General features: G+C 59.2%; 13 protein-coding genes. 7 read left to right on the top strand and 6 right to left on the bottom strand.

The features are described from left to right. Positions 1-109: 109 nt before the first annotated feature. Positions 110-2182, bottom strand: coding sequence for a BTAD domain-containing putative transcriptional regulator (locus ACROHD_RS19825; protein WP_432680176.1), 2073 nt, complete (start codon positions 2180-2182; stop codon positions 110-112). Positions 2183-2254: 72 nt separating this feature from the next. On the opposite strand from ACROHD_RS19825, the gene ACROHD_RS19820 reads away from it, so the two are divergent. From ACROHD_RS19820 to ACROHD_RS19805, 4 genes are all read left to right on the top strand, one after another. Further along, positions 2255-2473, top strand: coding sequence for a hypothetical protein (locus ACROHD_RS19820; RefSeq protein ID WP_432680174.1), 219 nt, complete (start codon positions 2255-2257; stop codon positions 2471-2473). Positions 2474-2745: 272 nt separating this feature from the next. After that, entirely contained in the window at positions 2746-3642 is an 897-nt protein-coding gene (locus ACROHD_RS19815; protein ID WP_432680172.1) for a LysR family transcriptional regulator, read from the top strand. 89 nt (positions 3643-3731) lie between these two features. After that, complete coding sequence (locus ACROHD_RS19810) at positions 3732-5801, top strand: acetate--CoA ligase family protein (RefSeq protein WP_432680170.1); 2070 nt, start codon at positions 3732-3734, stop codon at positions 5799-5801. 27 nt (positions 5802-5828) lie between these two features. Continuing rightward, a complete protein-coding gene (locus tag ACROHD_RS19805; RefSeq protein ID WP_432680168.1) occupies positions 5829-7496 on the top strand; it encodes an ABC transporter substrate-binding protein in 1668 nt (555 codons plus the stop codon). Positions 7497-7731: 235 nt separating this feature from the next. Here the strand turns inward: ACROHD_RS19805 and ACROHD_RS19800 are convergent, their stop codons facing one another. The 4 genes from ACROHD_RS19800 to ACROHD_RS19785 all read right to left on the bottom strand — a co-directional run bounded on the left by ACROHD_RS19800 (position 7732) and on the right by ACROHD_RS19785 (position 12429). Next, positions 7732-9261 (bottom strand): sulfatase-like hydrolase/transferase, encoded by a 1530-nt coding sequence (locus ACROHD_RS19800; RefSeq protein ID WP_432680166.1) that lies wholly within the window; start codon positions 9259-9261, stop codon positions 7732-7734. Continuing rightward, the gene (locus tag ACROHD_RS19795) at positions 9258-10847 is read right to left on the bottom strand and encodes a tripartite tricarboxylate transporter permease (protein WP_432680163.1); all 1590 of its coding nucleotides are present in this window, start codon (positions 10845-10847) and stop codon (positions 9258-9260) included. Before ACROHD_RS19795 ends, ACROHD_RS19800 begins: the two co-directional genes overlap by 4 nt. Further along, positions 10847-11413 (bottom strand): hypothetical protein, encoded by a 567-nt coding sequence (locus ACROHD_RS19790; RefSeq protein WP_432680160.1) that lies wholly within the window; start codon positions 11411-11413, stop codon positions 10847-10849. Before ACROHD_RS19790 ends, ACROHD_RS19795 begins: the two co-directional genes overlap by 1 nt. 62 nt (positions 11414-11475) lie before the next feature. Further along, on the bottom strand, positions 11476-12429 hold the full coding sequence (locus tag ACROHD_RS19785; protein ID WP_432680158.1) for a tripartite tricarboxylate transporter substrate-binding protein: 954 nt from the start codon (positions 12427-12429) through the stop codon (positions 11476-11478). Between the two features lie 121 nt (positions 12430-12550). Here ACROHD_RS19785 and ACROHD_RS19780 point away from each other — a divergent pair, with 121 nt between their 5' ends. From ACROHD_RS19780 to ACROHD_RS19770, 3 genes are read left to right on the top strand one after another with little or no spacing between them, the layout of a single operon-like run. Beyond that, positions 12551-13021 carry a MarR family winged helix-turn-helix transcriptional regulator gene (locus ACROHD_RS19780; protein WP_432680156.1) on the top strand — a complete coding sequence of 157 codons (471 nt, stop codon included), beginning with the start codon at positions 12551-12553 and terminating at the stop codon, positions 13019-13021. Further along, complete coding sequence (locus ACROHD_RS19775; protein WP_432680154.1) at positions 13018-14463, top strand: sulfatase family protein; 1446 nt, start codon at positions 13018-13020, stop codon at positions 14461-14463. The genes ACROHD_RS19780 and ACROHD_RS19775 overlap by 4 nt, the downstream gene beginning before the upstream one ends. Next, positions 14460-15308, top strand: coding sequence for an MBL fold metallo-hydrolase (locus tag ACROHD_RS19770; RefSeq protein WP_432680152.1), 849 nt, complete (start codon positions 14460-14462; stop codon positions 15306-15308). The genes ACROHD_RS19775 and ACROHD_RS19770 overlap by 4 nt, the downstream gene beginning before the upstream one ends. A 427-nt stretch (positions 15309-15735) precedes the next feature. Here ACROHD_RS19770 and ACROHD_RS19765 read toward each other — a convergent pair. Continuing rightward, a partial coding sequence (locus tag ACROHD_RS19765; RefSeq protein WP_432680177.1) for an SEC-C metal-binding domain-containing protein occupies positions 15736-15822 on the bottom strand: 87 nt, incomplete at its 5' end.

Below are 15822 nucleotides of genomic sequence, written 5' to 3'. Positions count from 1 at the left end.
TTCTCCTATCTGCAGGTGAAACAGGCCAAGCCTAACCTGCTGGGTGAAGCAGCCGGTACATCCCATTACCGGACCTTGTCCTAAGATGAAGCCAACGTCCGACCTGCGCTTATTCCGGGCCTGAAACGGCAGACCTCAGTGCCTCAATGAACCGGACATTATCATCAGAGGTGCTGAAGAGTTCAAACTCTCCGCCAAGGACACCGGGAATGAAGTCCGGTGCAAAGGTTGAAAGCTCCCGCAGGTGGCGCTTCGCCGCGTCTCGATCGCCATTCCAGACCAGACAGGCGCTCATCAAGGCTTGGCGAATTGGCGCACGCGGATGCATCTGAATGGACAGGCGCGCCCATTTCTCGCATTCCCTGTAATCACCATCGGCAAAACTCGCCTGCGCCAAGGCCAGATAGGCGATACCAAGCCAGATTTCCGTGTCACGGGGACTCAGCCTGAGTCCAAGTTGGGCGTGCTGCCGCGCCGCATCAGTCTCTCCGCAAAGTGACTCACACCAGGCCATGCAGAAGATGTTTGTCGTGAAGTTGGGGTTTAGCTCGAAGGCATAGTGGTGGTCTGCAAGCGCGTCCCGCCGGGATCCGCCATACGCGCTCACCAACGCTCGGGCTGTGTACCCGCGAGGGTCGGAAGAATCCAGTTCGAGAAGCCTCTCGGCGGCACGTCCTGCACGCGAAAGCAACTCCTGCGGTGCTTCGCTCCAGTGGTAGACGTACCCCTCGAGGCTGCCGAAGGCGTCGACCCAAAGCGCGTTCATCATGGTCGGGTCGCGGTCGAGCGATGCCTTGGCCATTTCGAGCGCCTTTCCGAACAGATCGGCATCGCCCTTTCTGAAGGCGTCGTAAAGAATGGCCTGCGCCTTGAGGGCGAGGTCATAAGCTGAAACCGCGACCGAGGGCAGGCGCTTCGCCCTGGCCATCTCTGCAAGCTCGATCTGTGGTGCCAATGCGCCGACTACGCTGCGGGTGATCTCTTCCTGCAGCAGGAAGATGTCCTGGATTTCCCGCCTATATCGGTCGGACCACACGTTTTCCCCGGTTTCAGTGTCAATGAGCCGAGCCGTCACCATGATTTGCTGCGCGGAGCGTCGCAGGCTTCCCTGCAGCAGGAACCGGACCCGTAAGGCATCCGCAATGTTGACGAGGCTTGCCCCGTCTCGCCGGAAGGCGAAACTCGAATTGGGTGCAATCACGAGCAGGTTCCTGAAACGCGATAGCTCGGCGATGATGTCCTCCGTGACGCCGTCCGCGAAATAGTCCTGATCGGCATCGCCTGACAGGTTCTCGAAGGGCAGAACCGCAACGGATGGGCGGTCGCGATTGGCGGCCGGGAAAAGATTACGCGAGCGCTCCGTTCCCTCGTCCGGCGTCGTGCGCGGCTCAGGCGCCTGCGCCCCTGGCTGCGCGCGGGCAAGGCGCCGTGATCGAACCTCCCGCACCAATTCGCGGGTTTCAGCCTCGGGTAAAGCTTCGAGCTCGGCCTTCAGCCGCTGCTCCATCTCGTTATAGAGACCCAAGGCTATGTCCGGCCGTTTCTGAGCCATCCGTAGCCGCATCAGGCGCCGCAGAGTTGTTTCGTCCAGCGGGTCGCGATCCAGGACCCGCGTCAGAAAGCCTGCGGCCTCATCGAGGCGACGTGCATTCTCGGCCCTATCAGCCGCAGATCGCAGGAGGTCAGAAATCAGCCGCGACAGGCGCATCTCTTCGGTTGCCCGCCAGTTGTCGAAATCGGGTGTTAAACCGGAGAGACCCTCGAGAAACTGCCCGCGTGGAGACGTCCAGCCTTGGGGAAGCTTGTCTGGAGACGCTGCGAGCGCCTCGACCTGCATGACGTCGCTAACCAGCCCTCGTGCCACCAGGCAAACCGAATCACGATCGGACTCCAGTAGTGCTCCCGCCTGCTCACCAAGAGCTCCGCGCAAGACGCTTAGGGATTGCCGAAGACTCGCGCGCCCCGAACCGCTGGCCGCTAGAGGCCAGAAAAGATCGACGAGCCGATCGCGCGCGTGGCGCGTTCCCGGTTGCGCCACAAGAAACGAGAGGAGCGCCATGTTCTTGCGTCCGTTGATCCGCGCCGGTCCCTCTTTCACACACTCGAAAGCAGGCGCTCCGAAAAGCGTTACGATCAGCGTTTTTTCATCATGGCCTCGATTTTGCGTTTCCTTGACGCTCATGACACGGATCCGTTTGCAGCGCTCTGCGAGTCTCCTCCTTGTGACAGAAAAATCAACCATGGAGTGACCCAAATGTTTTCGACCTATGACATGAACCCGATAGCGATCCGGAAGATGGAGGAGGAGAAGATGAAGGCAATGGAGAAAGCGGGCTCACTTTCGTTTTCGTGCTGGCCCTGGCTTGCCTCCTCGTTTCAAGTGGTCGCCGCAGCCGTCCGTTCCGGCATCTCAGCTTGGTGGACGGCACGAGCCGATTTGGGTGCCTCGGAGATCTCCCGCAAGCGTACCTAAAGGGGTAATAGCCGACGTTAGTTACCCTTGCCGCGAATGACTGCTTCCCGCCCGTTACCGGATGCTGCGAATTTCATGAACGGCAACTCTGGGCTGGTCGCGTCGCCTACCGAAAGGGCGGGGAAGCAGTCATTCGCTGCAGCCGAAGTGAATGGCCGGTTTGCCGTGCATGGCGATGGTTGGGCTGCCGGCGTGAGTGGGGTTGATGTCTTCACATATGACTTTTAGAGAATTTCCTACCGGTCTTTTTATGATTTCTTTATGTTTCCTTTATGCACCTGAAACTGCGCCATATCGAAGTGTTTCATGCGGTGATGGAGGAGGGCTCCGTCACCAAGGCGGCTCAGCGGCTCAACCTCAGCCAGCCCGCGATCAGCACGGCGCTGACCAAGCTGGAAGAGATGCTGGGTTTCGCACTCTTCTATCGCTCTAAGGGGCATTTCACCCCACGCCCCGAGGCCTTCCTGTTAAACGAAGACGCCGAGCTTTCGCTGATGGCGGTGGAGCAGTTCGCCAATCGCGCCCGGCTGATCGGTCGGGGCGGGGTCGGGCTGGTGCGCATAGGGGCTATCGGCGCACCGGCCTTTGCATTGCTGCCGGAACTGATTTCGGCCTTCGTGACGGATCATCCACTGGTAGAGGTGGATCTGCAGGTGCGCAGTTCCACTCAGATTTCATATCTCGTTGCAAACGGACAACTCGATATCGGGTTGATTGAGGCTCCGGTTGCTGCGGCTTCCATTGCAGCCACAGAAATAGTTCTGCCCTGTGTTTGCATCATGCGAGAGGATTCCGATCTGGCATCAAAGCACGCTGTCACGCCACAGGATCTTGTCGGGCAGCGGCTTATCGGGATTCAGAACGTGAACCAGGTGGATCGCCAACTGAGGGAAGTCTGTTCCGCGGCTGGCGTAGAGATCGAGATGACCGTGCGGGGCTTCTTCTTTGCCGTGGTGCGCAGGATGATCTCGGCTGGCGACGGCGTGGCATTGGTCGACGCCCTCAACGGCATGCAGGCGCTCAACGATGGCGTGGTATGGCGAAGCTTCGAACCCCGGATCGACTACCGCATCGCGATGATAACGAAGGTCGGGGCGGAGCTTTCGAAACCGGCAAAGGATTTTTCCGGCCGACTTCTGGAGGCGCTGGCTCGGTTTGGTCGGGTATAAATTTTCCAGAAGTAATCTTATCGAAAATCGATTTTTCTAATTTTTGATCGGCGTGCAGTATCCGGTGACACGCGATCGGACACTCCTTGATGCTGCGCCAACCTGCCCCCTCTCCCGCGCTGGACGCGCTTTTCAATCCGCGATCTGTTGCGCTGGTCGGTGTGTCGGATAAGCCCGACTCCTACGGACATGCGATGTTGTCAATGTGCCAGGGTGGCGGCTTTGCCGGTCGGATAATGGGGGTGAACCCAAGGCTTTCCGACCCGCCGCAGAACGTCTTCGCCGCACTATGCGATTTGCCCGAGACACCCGATCATGTAGTTCTCTGCGTTGCTACAGACCGTGTAGAAGCCGCTGTCGAGGATGCGTTGGTGGCTGGGGCGAAGGCGCTGACCATCTTCGCGGAATGCCCGGATGCGGATATGCGCCGAAGAATCGGGGACAGGGCCCGTTCCGCGGGGGCGGTGATGTGCGGGCCCAACAGCATGGGATTGCATGACCTGACACATGGCTTGCGTATCACTCCCTTCCCGGTGCCTCTGGACCTCTCCCCTGGGGGCATCGGATTGATTGTACAGTCGGGTTCCGTTCTGGGCGCCCTGATGAATAATGGCCGCGCGCTGCGGTTTTGTCGGGCCGTCAGCACAGGGTCTGAAACCGTGACGACGGCGGCCGATTATCTTGACTGGATGGCTGGCCGCAAGGAAACGACAGCGATCGGCCTTTTCCTTGAAAGTGTGCGGGATCCTCAGGGTTTCATGGCAGCACTAGAACGCGCGTCCTCACGGGAAATTCCTGTTGTTGTGATGAAAGTGGGTCGCTCCGCCCTCGGGGCCAAGATGGCCCTGTCCCATACCGGCGCACTCGTGGGCGATGATGCCGTGTTCCGGGCAATGGTGACGCGACTTGGCGGTCACATGGCGGACTCTCTCGACGAAATGGCAGCGATGCTGGCGGTATTCTCACAGGGGCGGCGTGCCTCGGTGCGCGCAATTGCCTCCGTCCACGACTCGGGGGGAGAGCGAGAGCTTCTCGCCGACATGGCAGAGGGTGCCGGACTACGATTTGCGACCCTGTCGGAGGAGACCAGGACTAAGATGCTCGATGTTCTTGAACCGGGTCTTAAGGCGGAGAATCCACTCGATGCCTGGGGCACCGGCCAGGGGGCAGAGAGATCCTTCGCGAAAGCGACGGAAGCAATGATGGCCGATCCCGCGGTCGGTGCCGGGCTTTATGTGCTGAACTGGCGGGACGGATATTACCTGCACGAGATGCATGAACGGGCGCTAGCGACAGCCCACGCCACGACCTCGAAACCCCTGATTGCCGTGTCCAACTATTCGCAAAGCGACGGTCGTGGGGTGGCGCGACGCCTGTCGGAACAGGGAATTCCGATGGTCCTTGGTATGCAGAATTCTGTTGCAGCGGTCAAAGCGCTGGTCGATCATCGGCCGACCGCGCCGCGTGTTCTGCACCCTAGAGATTTCGGCCCGGCAGCAAATTGGCGCGCGCGCCTTGAAACGCGTGACTGGCTCGGAGAGGCCGAGGGCTATGCGCTTTTTTCCGACTACGGAATTGCCGTACCGCGTCACCTTGCGGTGACATCGCGAGATGAAGCACGGGCCTTTGCAGCCGCAATCTGTGCACCGGTGATCCTCAAAACCGCCAAACCCGGGCTGTCACACAAGTCGGACCATGACGGGGTGCGCCCGGGTCTGGAAACGGCAGACCAAGTTGCAGCTGCCTATGACGAAATGGCCGGGCGCCTCGGTGCCGAAGCCCTGGTTGCCGAGATGCTGCCCAAGGGCGCGGAATGGGCACTTGGCGCGGTGAACGATCCCGATTTTGGCCCTGCAATCCGCATCGCCTCGGGGGGCATTCTGGTTGACCTGTTGCCCGAGCAGGTGCTGCTGCCAGCCCCCTTTGACGCAGAGGAAGCCCGCACCGCGATCCTGACACTCCGCGCCTCGGCGCTGCTGACCGGATATCGCGGGCAGGAACCGCTGGCGATCGATGCGCTGGCAGAGGCCGCTGCCGCCTTGTCGCGACTGGCCTGGGACCTTCGGGACCATTTGGCTGAGGCCGAGATCAACCCCGTCTTCGTAACGCGTGACGCCGCCATCGCCGCCGATGCGGTTTTGCGTGCGCGCGACGGTTGAACCAAGTTTGAAATAAGGGAGGAAACGATGACATTCTATAAATCAGGACAGGACAGGTTGCCCGAGGCAATCGTCCGGATGGGCCGGAAGGCGCGTGAAGAGAAAAACGAGGTCAGCCGCAGGGAGTTTCTTGCGCTCGCCAGTGCCTTTGGCGCAACAACTGCCGGTGCCTATGGCATGCTCGGGATGGCACGGCCCGCACTGGCGGATACGCCGCGCATGGGCGGCACCCTTCGCGTCGGGCAGCCCGTTCTCGCGGGCAAGGATCCGCGCACATGGGACAACATCAACATGCGCGCCAATATCGCGCGCGGCTTTCTGGAATACCTCGTTCGCTACACCCATGACTACACGTTCGAGCCCTGGCTGCTGGAAGGCTGGGAGGCCGCAGAGGATGCCACCAGCTACATCCTGCATGTACGTCCGGGGGTGACGTGGCAAAATGGCGAACCGCTGACCGCAGAGCATGTGGCGGCGAATATAGCCTCCTGGTGCGATGGCACGGTCGAGGGCAATTCGATGGCATCGCGCCTGTCGAACCTCGTCGATCCCGACACCAATCAGGCGGCAGATGGGGCCATCGTGGTCACAGGCGATCTGACGGTACAGCTGAACCTGCGCGCCGCTGATATCTCGATCATTCCCAGCATCTCGGACTATCCAGCGGCGATCGTGCATCCTGACAACATCGGGGCCGATCCCTTCCGCAATCCGATGGGAACCGGCCCGTACCAGCTGGAAACCTATGAGCCCGGCACGCTCGCGACGCTGGTTCGAGCCGAGGGGCACCAATGGTGGAACGCGGGCAACGGCGCCTGGCTCGACCGGATCGAATATCACGACTATGGCACACAGCAGGATTCGATCCTTTCAGCTTTCGAATCCGACGAAATCGACGTCAATTACGAGACCATCGGCGATTTCATTCCGCTTCTGAGCGGGACTGGGCTGACTCAGAACGAGGCGGTCACGGCCTCAACCATTGTCATCCGATCCAACCGGAACACCGAGGTAGACGGCATGCGCCCCTATGCCGATGTCCGCGTGCGCAGGGCGCTGGCGCTTGCCGTGGACAACCAGACAATTCTAGATCTGGGCATTGCGGGCTACGGTCAACCTGCAGAGAACCATCACGTTGGGCCGATGCATCCCGAATACGCGGAACTGCCGCCGATTTCGCGCGATGTGGATGCGGCCCGTGCCTTGATGGAAGAGGCCGGCATGATGGACTACGTGCATGAACTGGTCTCGCTGGAGGACGGCTTCCGTCGTGACACCGGCGACGCAACCGCCGCACAGCTGCGAGATGCGGGCTTCCAGGTTGAACGGACTGTGGTGCCGGGCGCGACCTTCTGGAACTCATGGGCGGATTACCCGTTCTCGGTCTCTGCTTGGGGTCACCGCCCGCTTGGCGTTCAGGTCTACGCGCTTGCCTACAAATCCGGGGTGCCCTGGAACGAGACCGGTTTCGCCAACGAGGAATTCGACGCGGGGCTGGCCGAGGCACTGGCCACGGTGGATGCAGAGGCCCGCAGCCAGATCATGGCGCGTCTGGAACAGATCATGCAGGACGAAGGTGTGATCATCCAACCCTACTGGCGGTCGCTATACAACCACACCCGACCGCACGTGCGCGGAGCAGAGATGCACCAGGCCTACGAGTTGCATCCCGACCGCATTTGGCTAGACGCCTGATAGAACAGCCTCTCACTGCAGATCCCCAGTGAGAGGCGCAATCGCGAAATTAGCGCAGTCGTAATCTGTGCATGCGTCAAGTCCGGTCGTTCGTATTGGGCAGCACCGATGTCGCCTTTGGGCCGTGAGCTGACCTCCGTCGCGTCAAACACAAACGACGGTAGAGCGGCGCAAGGCAGGCAATCGGGCTTTTGGTTTCGAACTCAAATTCGCCAAAGTTCCGTCCCGCAGGCCATTACGCCATCCCAACCTGTACTTTGCTGCCTTGCATGTCATTTGGGCGCATGCTCATGAAGGCTTCCAACCGACTTCGCACATCTGCAGCAGCAGGGTCGTCAAATATGTTCTTCATTTCCTGAGGATCAGCGACGAGATCATAAAGCTCCCCCGCGCCGGAGATCGTGTCGACGGTCATCTTGTGGCTTTGCGTTCGTACGGTACGAAGGCTTAGGGGTACACCGGTTCGCGTGGGCAGAAGCTCCCATTCATTATAGGCAAAGTCGCGGTCGGCTTGGCCCTCGATCAGCGGTCGCAGGCTCTCACCGTGTTGCGTCAAAAGTGGATCGCAATCAGCGTAATCGCAGAACGTGGCCCCCAGATCGATGGTCGAAACTGGCTGATCGACGGACTTGCCCGAGGGCACGCCCGGGCCGCGAACAATCAGGGGCACATTAAGAAGCCCTTCGTAATGCATCGGGCCCTTCAGGATCAGTCCGTGGTCGCCTAACCAGTCACCATGGTCCGAGATGTAGATGACTATCGTGTTGTCCGCGATCCCCAGTTCCTCAAGCGCGATCAGGATGCGTCCGACATTATGGTCGATCAGGGCGATTTGCCCGTAGGTGTTTGCGATGATCTCGCGCAGCTGTTCATCGGTTTGCGTCGGAATACGGGAATAGGCCTTGCGGATCTCCGCGTTTTCTTTGGGGCCAGCGGGTTCATTCGTTACCACCGCCTCGTGCCACCAAGGGCGGTTCTCGAAGTCGCGGGTGCGGTGTTCGGGCAGATCGACCTCATCTGGGTCGTGCAGGCGCGACCAAGGCTCGGGCGCATCGAACGGATGGTGCGGATCCGGGAAACTGACCCAGCTGCAAAACGGTTTACCCTCATCGCGGCCATGCTTGATCCACTCGATCGCGCGGTCGGCCGTCCAAGTAGAGTTGTGGTAGGCGGGCGGTAGTTTCGAATGCCAAACCTGTGCCGCACCCTTCGTGTCGCCAGCGTTTTCCCACATTGCCTTCGTGCGTTCATCACCACGGCCATCCATGTGATACCAACGTTCGTAGTGTTGACCTGCAGGTGGCTTTTCGGGCGCCCACCAATTATGACCAACCAGCATGAGTTCAACATGTTCAAAGCCCATATAGGGGCCAAACCAATCCTCGGAATAGCGGGTTGAGGACTTCAGACATTCAGGCGTCCCGGTAGGGGCGAAGGTGTGGTAGGTCGAAAAATGCGCCTTGCCGAAAAAGCTGGTGTCATAACCTGCCTTTGAAAGCGCACCAGCAAAACCCTTCGATCCAATTGCAGGGTCCAGGTCGATCCCGTTGTCGTGCACGCCATGCGTCCGGCAGAACTGGCCAGTCAGGATCGATGCGCGCGCAGGCTGACAAACAACGCAGGGCGTGATCGCTGCAGTGAAATGCGTCCCGTCGGCAGCCAGTTGGTCAAGATGTGGTGTTTTTATTTTCCGGCCCATAAAGCCGAAGCAATCCGCCCGCTGCTGATCAGCTGAGATCAAAAGGATGTTCGGTCTGTTGGTCATTCTGTATGTCCCTTTCGGCGGTTGGCAGCGAAGATGACGATGATCGACAGGGCCATGAAGGTGGCCGCAATCGGGTTCGTGATCAGGAAGAAGGCATCGCCCCCCGTGGCTGCAAAAGCCTCTCGTGCGGACTGTTCAATGCGCCCGCCAAGGATGAACGCGATCACAAACGGCAGCGGCGACACACCAAGCAGGCGCATTCCGTATCCAAGGAGGCCGAAGACCAGGGTGAACCAAACCGCAGTCATGCTGGTTTCCTGCACATAGATCGCGGTGAGCGTCAGCATGAGAACGACCGGCATCAGAATTTGCCGTGGAACGTGGGTCATGATCCCCATCGAGCGCATGAACAGCCCGCCAATCGTCCAATTCATTACGTTGGCCAGCATCATACAGGTGAACAAGCCAAATGCGACGACCAGCTCAGGATTTACGATTTCCGTCGAAAAGCGAAAGACGGAGGGGCCGGGGTTGAAACCGCCAATGCTTTCCGCAGCCAAGATCAGGAACACGGCGGCGGTGTTCCCGGGAATGCCAAGCGATAGGACGGGTATAAGGTTGGCACCGGACACAGACGAATTTGCAGCTTCAGTTGCAGCCACGCCTTCCATGGCTCCCTGGCCAAACTTCGGGTCGCCCGACCCCCGATGCCTTTCATGACGTCGCTTGCCGACAGTGTATCCGAGGGTGGCTGCCAGCGTCGAGCCGATGCCAGGGAGCGCCCCGATCCCTGTCCCGATCAAGGCAGAGCGTGCGATATAGGGGAATATGCGGCGAATGTCGCGCATGCGAAGTCTTTGGTCTTTGACTTCCGCAACATCTCTTGCTCCGGCTTCATGAACCCCCTGATACCAAACCTCGGACAACTCCTTGAACACAGCGCCGATGATCAGCACGCCAAGAACGGCTGCGGTCAGCGGAATCCCATCATTCAGAGCATCGGTGCCGAGCGAGAGGCGCGGGTAGAAATCCTGTCCGGTGCCGATATAGGCGACCAGCAATCCGAGACCCGTCGAGATCAATCCTTTGGCCACCGACCCACCAACCGCAGCTGCGATGAAAGAAAGGGACAGGATCAGGAGCGCTGTTTTTTCCGGTAGATCGAGGTACCCCTCTACCAGAATGGCAAGAAACGGGGCGCAGACGATCAGAACGATATCGGAAAACGTGTCTCCTGAGGCCGAGGAGAAATGCGCCACCTTCAGGGCCTTGCGCGCTTGCCCTGCCTTGGTCATCGGGTATCCGTCAAGAGTCGTCAAATAGGCGTCCGGCGTACCGGGCGTGTTGAACAGGATAGCGGGCACGGCTCCGCCGATTGTCGCCCCCTTCATGATCCCGATAAGAAATCCCATGACCGGAAGCAGAGCATCCGGTGTGAATCCGAAAACAGAGATCAGGACCGGCAGCGAAATGGCCATCGCGATAGGGCCAGCAAGTCCAGGTGTTGCCCCTACGGCGATACCCAGAAGAAAGCCGCCAAGGATCATGACCACGGTGACCGAAATCGGCAGCCCTAGGAGAGAAAAGAGCTCTGGCCCCTGGAAAACGGCAAGGACACCAGCCCAGACATACTCAAGTGGTGTCATCAGACATCACCATTTGGCGGCAATAGCAGATCTTCGAAGGGTAGATCGTAGATCGCGATCAAGGCCAGGGCCGCAACCACACCGACGATACCGGCTTTTGCGGTAAGTTTTCCTTCCGTCAGCGCCATGATCGATGAAACGGCGAAGCTGCACCCGAGGAAAAAACCAATATATTTCCATGGGGCTGTGCCGCGTAGCAAACGATAGTTCAGCTCGCCGTCGGTCAAAAAGTTCGCAACCCAAACTGAGAGCGGTCCGGCGTAGCGCATGATGACAAAGGACGTGGCCAATATCAGTGCAACGCACGCCACGTACAAGGCTCGCATCCGATCAAACCCGCCGGTGTTGGACGAATCTCGACCAAACAGCAGAAGCATGAGTCCACCGACCAGAAGAAAGCCCCCGGCGACTGTTGGCGCCAATGCGTCACCGATGACGTATTGTCTGCGAACACGTTCTGCGATGCCTGTCGTAGTATCGAACGGGACCCAAACGAATATCAGCAACAAAGAGAACGTCACCACGCCGAGTCCAAGGAAAAGATTGGTTCTGTCCGTCGTTCGCATCGCGCATGCCCCTCTGAAAGCCCGGCCTGCTGGAATCTGGCAGGCCGGGGTAAAGCTGCCGATTACTCAGACACCGCCGATATCAAGGCACCGGCCTCATCGAAGCCCGCCTGGATATGTGCATCAAGTTCTTCGCCAGAGATTATGGTCGCGCCACCGAAGGCCCGTGCGATAAGAGCGCCCGCGTCGGTTTCGGGGTCCGAGATAATATCAATAATTGCTGCGGATAGCGCCTCACGCGCGTCCGGGGCCAAGCCGGCAGGGGCAATGATCAGGAACTCGCCGCCACCACCGAAAGGTACTCCGAGGTCCGGGAAGATCGGCGCATCGGGAGTTTGTACGAGCGGTTCTGTCATCGCTGAGGCAAGGTTGACCAAGTCGCCAGCCGCTACACCGTTGCGTTGGATACCGGCCATGAATCCAACATCGAGGTCGCCAGCGTTCACACCATCCATCACAGCCCGGCCACCGCGTACTTCGACGATGTTGAAATTTACACCATGAGCTTCCCCAAGCAGGAAGGCGAGGTCGGCCAAACGCGGGCTCATCGCGCCGAACCGGATGTCTTCGCCGGCCTGAGCTGCGGCAATCATGTCTTCAAAGCTGCTCCAGCCTCGGCTGGTCTGGGACACAACGCCCATCTGGAAACCGGCGGTCGTTGTGATGCCCGTGAAGTCGGAGGGCGACATGTTTGCGTCGGCCGCACCAGCCAAATTGTAGCCCAGGGTTTCGGTCACGACAATTCCGATCAACGTGCCATCGGTTGGCCCGCCATTCATCTCGTTTGCTAGGTTCAGACCACCACGCCCGGTGACGTTTTCCGGGATTATTTCCCAACCGTGGCGGGTCTGCAGTTCCTCTGCGATCAGGCGTGCCTGAGTGTCAGCCCCGCCACCGGCAGCAAAACCAATCATCAAGGTAATGGGGCCAGGCGGTGTCCAGTCCTGAGCAAGAGACCCCGTCGCGGTGACGGCAATAGCGGCCGCGACCGCTGCTGCTTTGAAGAAAGATTTCATGATGTCCTCCCAAACATGATCTGCTTCGAGGATGCAGAATAAAGTTGACCCGTCAACTTATATTTGTTGACGGGTCAACAATAATCTTGCACGGTCTGTGGTACCGGAAAGGGGAATATCTATGGACGTCGAGCATCTTGAACGACAGGATATCTATCTAAAGCAGCATGTTACCTATCCGTTGGCGCGAGTTAATGCGCGGCTGACTGCGCAAGCCACCCGGCTTCTCAGCAAGTACTCTGACCTTTCCCTGAGCCAATGGCGATTGATGGTTGTGATCGAATCAATGGGGCAGGCCAGCATCGCGGATATCGTTCGCATGCTCGATTTCGACAAAGGGCAGATGAGCAGGGTGGCCCAGAACCTCGTGCAACGCGGCCTGCTAAAGTCGAAGGTCTCTGAGAGTGACCAGCGCATTCATATTCTGTCTCTCACTGAAGCCGGATACTTGGAATTCCAACGCGCCGCCCCTTACATGAAGCGGCGGCGCGATCATCTGCGCCAGGCACTGAGCGAAAAAGAGCGCAAGCAATTTCTTAGGTTAATGGACAGGATTGCTATCGCGGCAGAGACGTTCGAGGATCAGATATGAGCCAATCAAACCTGTTGGTGATCCTGTCAGACGAGCATCAGGCCCGCGCCATGGGCTGCGCTGGACACCCGTTCGCGCAGACACCCAACCTCGACAGGTTGGCCGAACGGGGCACGATGTTCACTAACGCCTATACGCCCTCTCCGATCTGTGTTCCGGCCCGCGCAAGTTTCGCGACAGGCCGGTATCCGCACCAGACACGGCTGTGGGACAATGCCATGCCATATATGGGTCAGATCCCAGGCTGGGGCCACGCCCTACAACGCTCGGGCATCCCGGTGGAATCGATCGGCAAGCTGCATTACCGCGACGAGAATGACCCGGCGGGGTTCGATGTCGAACACATCCCGATGAATGTCGTCGGCGGTGTTGGCATGGTCTGGGCCTCGATCCGCGCCGAGGATGAACGGGTCGATGCGCCAGGCCGTATGTTGGGTGACTATATCGGACCAGGGAATTCGAAATACACCGACTATGACGCAGCGGTCACGGCACGCACAAAGGCTTGGTTTGAAGATCGCGCTGCGTCGGGCGACACACGCCCCTGGTGTCTGTATGTCGGGTTGGTCGCGCCGCATTTCCCTCTGGTAGTTCCGCAGGAATTCTATGACCTCTACCCGCACGACATCCTGCCAGTGCCCAAGCTTCATCCACGGGACGGGTATCAACGCCATCAATGGGTGGAAAAGCAGAACGCCTTCATGAACAGCGAAGGGAAGTTCAGGGACGAGGACGAGCGACTGGCCGCGATTGCCAGTTACTATGGGCTCTGCAGTTGGTTGGATAGCAATGTAGGTGAAATTCTGACTGGGCTCGACACGTCCGGTTTCGGCGAAAATACGACCGTGGTCTACAGCTCTGATCACGGGGACAATGTCGGCGCCCGCGGGCTTTGGGGTAAGTCCAATCTGTATCAGGAAAGCACGGCGATTCCGATGATTATGGCCGGGAAAGGCGTCCCGAAGGGGCGCTGTCAAACCCCGGTCAGCCTGCTGGATCTGTCCGCCACAATCGCCGAGCATTTCGACTGCACGTTGAACGGAGCCGAGGGTATCCGAAGCTTGGTGGATATCGCTACCGAACCGGACAATCCCGATCGCCCGGTGTTCTCAGAATACCACGCGGCAGGCGCGGTTTCTGGCGCTTTCATGCTTCGAAAGGGGCGCTGGAAATACCACCACTATATCGGCTTCGAACCGGAGCTGTTCGATCTGCAAGAGGATCCAGAGGAACTGCACGATCTGGCGGGAGATCCCGCCCATGCCTGCAATCTCGCGATGATGGAACAGGCCTTGCGGGACATCTGCGATCCAGACGAAGTGAACAGACAGGCATTTGAAGATCAGGCCGCAATGATCGCGCGGCTTGGGGGACGCAAGGCTGCCCTGAAGCTCGGTGCGCCTGGTGCGACACCCCCTCCGACTCTGGATAGGACACAATGAAACTGACCATCCTTGGATCCGGCTCACCCGAAGCCTACGCCCGGCGAGCCTCATCGGGTTACCTACTTGAGGTCGGCGACGACAAGATACTCTTTGATTGTGGCGGCGGCGTTTTCGACAACCTGCTGCGTGCCGGATACAAGCCGTCGGACATTACACATCTGTTCTTCACGCACCTGCATTCCGACCACATGATGGACTATGCTCGCCTTGTTCACGCCGCCTGGGACGAGGGTGGCGCGCCCCTGAAGGTCTGGGGGCCAGCACCCATCGCCGAGATAACGGAGGGCTACTTCGGTCCCGACGGCGTTCTGTCCACCGACCTGCGCGCGCGCGCAGAACTGCCTGCTAGCCAACAGGTCTGGACATCGCGCGGCGGAACCCTGCCCCGCCCATGGCCAGCGCCCGAAGTGGTTGAGATCGAGCCGGGGTTCACCATATCCGGGGAGGACTGGGAGCTAGCAAGCTGTAGCGTGCCGCACGCACAGCCCTTTCTGACCTGCATGGGCTTTTCAGTCGAGGCAGCCGGCAAGAAGTTTGTCTATTCTGGCGATGCCGGGATCTGTGATGATCTGACGGCTCTCACCCGAAACGCCGATTTGCTGCTACACTGGTGCTACCGGCTCTCGATCGACACGGTCCATCCGGCAATCGCAGACTTGTCTCCCTCACCTGCTCTTATCGCCAGGATGGCAGCAAATGCGGGCGTGAAACGCCTTGTGATCACCCATTTCCGCGTGCACATGGACAGTCCTGAGAGTTGCCAAAGCGCCCTGCGCGATTTGGCGGAACATTTCCCTGGCCAGGCGGAAATCGCCGAGGACTTGAAGGCCTACTCAGTATAGGCAACGCTACGCGGAACTTAATGGCCTACAGGATAAGCGGGACCGGCGACGGCTAGTCCATCGTCAGCTGCGCAACCTAAAGACAGGATACTTGCTCTGAGCTGGTGGGCTTGATGGTTCGCTCTGCCTCGCTCCAACCTTCAACTGCAAGTTCCCTCAATGTGAGCACTTGGAAAGCATCTGAACTTCGCAAAGGATGATTTTGGCCTATAGCCGACATCGGTGCAAAGTGCCGCGAAGGTCCGGTTCCCGCCCACACCTGTTGGAGCAGTGAAAGCTGACCAGAAGCTCGGCTCGCGTCTTCTGCGGGTCGGAACCGGTCGTCCGCTACACCTCGCGCTGAAGCTGGCATTTGCTTGCAAGCGGCTGACCTGCGATTCTTGGCATTCGACCGAACGCAAGTTGAGATCAATGCACCAATGCGCGGTCAGTTAATCCCGCAGCAGTGCTTGTATTTGCGGCCAGACCCGCAGGGGCAGGGGGTGTTTCTACCAACTTTTTTGCCCTGAAACGG

The organism is Nioella aestuarii (genome assembly GCF_050896395.1).
Taxonomy (GTDB): domain Bacteria; phylum Pseudomonadota; class Alphaproteobacteria; order Rhodobacterales; family Rhodobacteraceae; genus Nioella; species Nioella aestuarii.
This window is presented reverse-complemented; position numbering and strand designations above follow the sequence as displayed.

Coding starts and splice junctions, on each gene's coding strand:
- ACROHD_RS19805 (WP_432680168.1), top strand. CDS start 5,829: ATGACATTCTATAAATCAGGACAGGACAGGTTGCCCGAGGCAATCGTC.
- ACROHD_RS19820 (WP_432680174.1), top strand. CDS start 2,255: ATGTTTTCGACCTATGACATGAACCCGATAGCGATCCGGAAGATGGAG.
- ACROHD_RS19795 (WP_432680163.1), bottom strand. CDS start 10,847: ATGACACCACTTGAGTATGTCTGGGCTGGTGTCCTTGCCGTTTTCCAG.
- ACROHD_RS19810 (WP_432680170.1), top strand. CDS start 3,732: ATGCTGCGCCAACCTGCCCCCTCTCCCGCGCTGGACGCGCTTTTCAAT.
- ACROHD_RS19785 (WP_432680158.1), bottom strand. CDS start 12,429: ATGAAATCTTTCTTCAAAGCAGCAGCGGTCGCGGCCGCTATTGCCGTC.
- ACROHD_RS19770 (WP_432680152.1), top strand. CDS start 14,460: ATGAAACTGACCATCCTTGGATCCGGCTCACCCGAAGCCTACGCCCGG.
- ACROHD_RS19790 (WP_432680160.1), bottom strand. CDS start 11,413: ATGCGAACGACGGACAGAACCAATCTTTTCCTTGGACTCGGCGTGGTG.
- ACROHD_RS19775 (WP_432680154.1), top strand. CDS start 13,018: ATGAGCCAATCAAACCTGTTGGTGATCCTGTCAGACGAGCATCAGGCC.
- ACROHD_RS19780 (WP_432680156.1), top strand. CDS start 12,551: ATGGACGTCGAGCATCTTGAACGACAGGATATCTATCTAAAGCAGCAT.
- ACROHD_RS19800 (WP_432680166.1), bottom strand. CDS start 9,261: ATGACCAACAGACCGAACATCCTTTTGATCTCAGCTGATCAGCAGCGG.
- ACROHD_RS19815 (WP_432680172.1), top strand. CDS start 2,746: ATGCACCTGAAACTGCGCCATATCGAAGTGTTTCATGCGGTGATGGAG.
- ACROHD_RS19825 (WP_432680176.1), bottom strand. CDS start 2,182: ATGAGCGTCAAGGAAACGCAAAATCGAGGCCATGATGAAAAAACGCTG.